Origin of the sequence: Flavobacterium sp. FPG59, assembly GCF_002150205.1 — a bacterium.
In the GTDB taxonomy this organism is placed as follows: Bacteria; Bacteroidota; Bacteroidia; order Flavobacteriales; family Flavobacteriaceae; genus Flavobacterium.
Genome location: NZ_MTCA01000355.1, coordinates 1 through 1620, shown reverse-complemented (window position 1 = coordinate 1620; position 1620 = coordinate 1). Strand labels below are relative to the sequence as shown.

The following is a 1620-nucleotide window of genomic DNA, read 5'->3' as shown; positions in this document are numbered from 1 at the left end:
CAAATAATTTGAGGAACTGAACTTTCAATATTATTCTGTAAATATCGAATTTCCCCTCCAAAATCAAACCAATTTAAAGATCCGTGAACTTTTACAATGTTGACAATATTATTTGAAGAAAATAAACTTTCATCAAACAGTGAAAGTTCCTTACCTAAAAATCCATCTGTAAAAGGAATACCGTGAAATGAAAGTACATTTTCAATAATACGGTCATAATTTGTAGTAACGATATTAGTTACTTTAGGATGAGCATCACTGATTTTTTCAACCAACTTTTTAATTCCATTAAAATCATCACTATTTGAAGTTAAAAGTTTTTGTAATACCTCATTATCAACAGTTGATATTGCATGCCAAATTATATTTCTTATTTGTGGCATTACTTCATGATACTTTTCTTTACCAAGTTCAACTTCAAGATTCTCACAATCTTTATCAAACTCTGAAATATTATCTTTTAAAATCCCATTTAATGTATTCATACTAGGAAGTCCAAAAGGAACTGTTGCGCCAGAGCCCCAAATAATTACGGGTGGTATTTTTAGATAATTTTGAATTATTGTAAATACTTTTTCTTTTATTTCTTCCATTTCAAATATGCCTTTCAAAAAATTATTTTATCACAATATTTAATTGCCTCGGGACAATGAATAACTATTCCGTTTTCAATTTGAACTTCAGAAAACCATAATAACCTGTGTTCTTGTTGATGCTCATATTTTTTATGCTTCATAAACATTTCAACCCCTAAAGTTATTTGGGATAATTCCTCTTTCATTATAATTGGATTGTCAAAATCAATATCATGAAATGCTTTATTCTGTTCATTTTCTAATATTTGAACTTTAGAATCTCCATATATACAATCGCCTTCAATACCTGTATTAACAAAAGATAATTTCCTTGCTATTTCTTTACCAAAATTTACTGAATCTTTTATTTTTATTGCACCGATACCTTTAAAATCTGTAATTACATCTTCACTCAAAGAATTTGTAGCACACAGTACATAAGCATTGATTCCCCCTTCATAAGATACATAATGACTACTGTCTTTGCCATTAAATCCACCAACTAGATTTTGTCCTTCAGTTCTATCACCTTGCATTTCATCTTCATATTTTTTAAAATTTTTAAAACTTGATAGATAAATATTCCCATTCTCAAAAAAATCTTCAACATATTGAATATCACTCAAAATTCTGTAAATAGGATTTAATCTACTTAACCAAGTTACATGAAAAGCTGATGTACTTTGAATATAGTTCATAATGTTTGCGAAATTTTAGTTTCAACTTTTGTCATTCTTGCTAGTAATAATTCTTTTAATTCTTCCAACTTTTTATTATCATATTCAATAACCTCGTGCCAATTTTGTTCCCATTCTATATTTTGTGACTCACTCATTATTCAAAATAAATTTTCAGTTCCTTCATTGATTCATTATTGTATATGGTTCTTTTAATATCATATATGGAAAAATTTTCGGGAACGTTTGCAACAATTTCATTTATAAAATCTTTAACTCTAAAATAGGGTATTCCATATTCAAATAATTTAGACATAACCTTTTTAGACTCTTCGATATTAGCAACTTCTTCCCCAATGTATTTATTA

Annotated in this window: 4 protein-coding genes; all 4 read right to left on the bottom strand. The window is 27.5% G+C overall.

What is annotated here, in order from left to right; genetic code table 11:
* The coding region (locus tag FPG59_RS15925; protein WP_176330778.1) for an SIR2 family protein at positions 1-593 on the bottom strand (593 nt) is incomplete at its 3' end.
* Between the two features lie 14 nt (positions 594-607).
* Complete coding sequence (locus FPG59_RS15920; RefSeq protein WP_086455512.1) at positions 608-1273, bottom strand: hypothetical protein; 666 nt, start codon at positions 1271-1273, stop codon at positions 608-610.
* Entirely contained in the window at positions 1270-1410 is a 141-nt protein-coding gene (locus FPG59_RS16790; protein WP_176330777.1) for a hypothetical protein, read from the bottom strand. The genes FPG59_RS15920 and FPG59_RS16790 overlap by 4 nt, the downstream gene beginning before the upstream one ends.
* On the bottom strand, positions 1410-1620 hold a 211-nt coding region (locus FPG59_RS16785), incomplete at its 5' end, for a hypothetical protein (RefSeq protein ID WP_176330776.1). The genes FPG59_RS16790 and FPG59_RS16785, both read right to left, overlap by 1 nt.